This is a genomic window from Pseudomonas sp. HMSC076A11 (assembly GCF_001810205.1).
Taxonomy (GTDB): Bacteria; Pseudomonadota; Gammaproteobacteria; order Pseudomonadales; family Pseudomonadaceae; genus Pseudomonas; species Pseudomonas aeruginosa.
The window spans coordinates 250,317-253,024 of the sequence record NZ_KV800287.1; the positions used below are offsets into that span (position 1 = coordinate 250,317).

Annotated in this window: 4 protein-coding genes and 3 tRNA genes; 1 reads left to right on the forward strand and 6 read right to left on the reverse strand. The window is 60.5% G+C overall.

Features of this window, described 5'->3' with window-relative positions:
- Positions 1 to 123: 123 nt before the first annotated feature.
- A complete protein-coding gene (locus tag HMPREF2716_RS08840; protein ID WP_003085984.1) occupies positions 124 to 654 on the reverse strand; it encodes a hypothetical protein in 531 nt (176 codons plus the stop codon).
- A 170-nt stretch (positions 655 to 824) separates the two neighbouring features.
- Here HMPREF2716_RS08840 and alpR point away from each other — a divergent pair, with 170 nt between their 5' ends.
- The gene (gene alpR / locus HMPREF2716_RS08845) at positions 825 to 1,538 is read left to right on the forward strand and encodes a transcriptional regulator AlpR (protein WP_003085982.1); all 714 of its coding nucleotides are present in this window, start codon (positions 825 to 827) and stop codon (positions 1,536 to 1,538) included.
- Positions 1,539 to 1,635: 97 nt separating this feature from the next.
- On the opposite strand, the gene HMPREF2716_RS08850 is transcribed toward alpR, so the two are convergent.
- The 5 genes from HMPREF2716_RS08850 to HMPREF2716_RS28635 form a co-directional block, all read right to left on the reverse strand.
- A tRNA-Arg gene (locus HMPREF2716_RS08850) sits at positions 1,636 to 1,712 on the reverse strand.
- A 111-nt stretch (positions 1,713 to 1,823) separates the two neighbouring features.
- Positions 1,824 to 1,900: transfer RNA gene (locus tag HMPREF2716_RS08855), tRNA-Arg, on the reverse strand.
- Between the two features lie 117 nt (positions 1,901 to 2,017).
- Positions 2,018 to 2,108 (reverse strand) — tRNA-Ser (locus HMPREF2716_RS08860).
- Positions 2,109 to 2,169: 61 nt separating this feature from the next.
- Positions 2,170 to 2,355 carry a carbon storage regulator CsrA gene (csrA, locus tag HMPREF2716_RS08865; RefSeq protein ID WP_003085981.1) on the reverse strand — a complete coding sequence of 62 codons (186 nt, stop codon included), beginning with the start codon at positions 2,353 to 2,355 and terminating at the stop codon, positions 2,170 to 2,172.
- Positions 2,356 to 2,539: 184 nt separating this feature from the next.
- The coding region (locus HMPREF2716_RS28635) for an ACT domain-containing protein (protein ID WP_073648004.1) at positions 2,540 to 2,708 on the reverse strand (169 nt) is incomplete at its 5' end.

Genomic DNA, 2,708 nt, shown 5'->3' on the forward strand with positions numbered 1-2,708 from the left:
CCCGGAACGGCCGAAGCCCGCATCGGCGGGCTTCGGCCAGAGGAATTTCAATCGTGGAGAATTTATACCTTTATCGTCCCATAGCGTCAATATGGGAAAACCCGTTTTCATACAGAAATTTTTTTAGCGCTCGCCCACGATCCCCACCTCCGCCATCGGCTCCTCCAGCCGCTGCAAGGCCTGGCGCAGCAAAGCGACGACCCGCTCGCGCCATTCCTTGTCCCAGCGATGCAGGGTGCTCTTCGACAGCCCGCTGAGTCGCTCGATCTCGCGGATGCTCGACGGCGGACGACGGAACATGCGCATCAGCAAGGCCAGGGTTGCCCGCTGCTCGATCGGGTCGGCCCCGGGCTTCAGCCAGTCGCGCAAAGCCGCCAGGCCAAGGACGAAATCCCGCCCGCGGGCGAACTCGGCCCGCACCACCGCCAGCTCCAGTGGGTGCGCAGCCAGCTGGCGCTGGGCGAAACGCACGGTCATCACCGCCTGGGCCTGCCATTCGTGCGGACTCAAACCGCTGGGCAGGTGTTCGATGAAGCTGCGATCGAAGCGCTCGCGCAGGCCATCGATCACCATCGCCGTCGACGACTTCGGTCCCGGCTGGTGCTCGAACATCCAGTAGGCCACGGCCAGCGCCTGCTCGGTACTTTGAAACATGGTATTCCCTCCTTGGCCGGCCCACCTGGCTGGCCGCTCGCATTAGCCACCCGCAGTGGCTGTGTTGGGCCGCCGTCCTACCCGACGCGAGTAGGAAAGCGCTGAAATTATGGTAATACCCATATACGGACGCTTGCAATGCCACAGGCACACCCTTAGTCTTTCCACCTATGGAACTCAAAGATCGCATCAAGGCGGCGCGCAAGCACGCCCATCTCAGCCAGGTCCAGCTTGCCCAGGCGGTAGGCATGACCCAGACCTCCATTTCCGATCTGGAGCGCGGCAAGTCCCGCGCCACCAGCTTCGTCGCGCAGATCGCCGGCGCCTGCGGCGTCAACCCCCTGTGGCTGGCGGAAGGTCGTGGCGAGATGCTCGCCGAGCGCGGCCAGGCGAATGCAGGACCCAATGCCAGTTGGCTTGGCGCAGTAGAGTCATGGGACGACGAAACGCCCCTGGATGCCGACGAGATCGAACTGCCCTTCTACAAGGAGATCGAGCTGTCCGGCGGCAAGGGCAGCACGGTGATCCTGCAGACCGGCGGGCGCAAGCTGCGCTTCGGCAAGTACACCCTGCGCAAGAAGAACATCGATCCGGCCAGTGCCGCCTGCGTCACGGTCAGCGGCAACAGCATGGAGCCGGTGCTGCCGGACGGCAGCACGGTAGGCGTGGACACTAGCGCGCGGACGATCAAGGACGGCGACATGTACGCCTTCGACCACGACGGCCAACTGCGCGTTAAACTGCTTTACCGCCTTCCAGGCGGCGGCCTGCGCATTCGCAGCTTCAACAGTGACGAGCATCCGGACGAGCGCTACGAGCCCCAGGAAGCCGCCGAGCACATCAACGTGATCGGCCGGGTGTTCTGGTACTCGGTGCTGGTCTGACCCCTTCCCGCCCCGCCTGACGACGGGGCCGCGTTCCGGCGGAAGAAAAATCCCGGGCAAAGAAAAAGGGCCTGCATTGCTGCAGGCCCTTTCGGTATGGCGCACTCAGGAGGATTCGAACCTCCGACCGCTCGGTTCGTAGCCGAGTACTCTATCCAGCTGAGCTATGAGTGCGTGTCGGTGCTTTTTCCGGCCACCTGCCGGTAACGCTTGTTTTACCGTGAAAGACCGCAACTGTCGATCCTTCGCTCGCCGAGCCCCTGACGAGAGGAACCCTTCGAAATATGGCGCACTCAGGAGGATTCGAACCTCCGACCGCTCGGTTCGTAGCCGAGTACTCTATCCAGCTGAGCTATGAGTGCGTCGTGGGGGCGCATTATAGATTGTGGATTTTATCCGTCAAGCGATTTTTTCAATCAAATCAGTAACTTAGTTACCAAGATGGCTTTCGCCGCCTGAATCAACCTCTAACACTTGAATGGCGGAGAGGGGGGGATTCGAACCCCCGACACCCTTTTGAGGTGTACTCCCTTAGCAGGGGAGCGCCTTCGGCCACTCGGCCACCTCTCCGCAACACGGGGCGCATGATACCCATCTTTACCCCGTTTGCAAAGGGAAAATTAGATAAAAATTAATGGTTTGGCTCTTGATCTTTCTCTTTCTGGATGCGCTGGTAAATTTCCTCCCGGTGTACGGCGACTTCCTTCGGCGCGTTGACGCCGATGCGCACCTGGTTCCCTTTGACACCCAGTACCGTCACGGTGACGTCGTCACCTACCATCAGGGTCTCTCCGACCCGACGAGTCAGAATCAGCATTCCTTTCTCCTCACGCGAATATTTCAGGACAACAGTCTGCAAAAAAGAAATGGCGGCGGATCCGCAGAAATCAAGAGCGCGATCCTTCACCCAGTATTGACCAGTCCCGCCGGAATGAAAGTTCCTGCCAAACGGTCAAAAACGACAAAAGGCGCGGGGTTGCCGCGCCTTTCGCCTGTCAGCGTCACTCACCCTGTCGCGCCGGCGCGTCGAGCTCGAACGCCGTGTGCAGAGCACGTACCGCCAGTTCCAGGTACTTCTCTTCGATCACCACGGAAACCTTGATTTCCGAGGTGGAGATCATCTGGATGTTGATGCTTTCCTTGGCCAGCGCTTCGAACATGCGGCTGGGC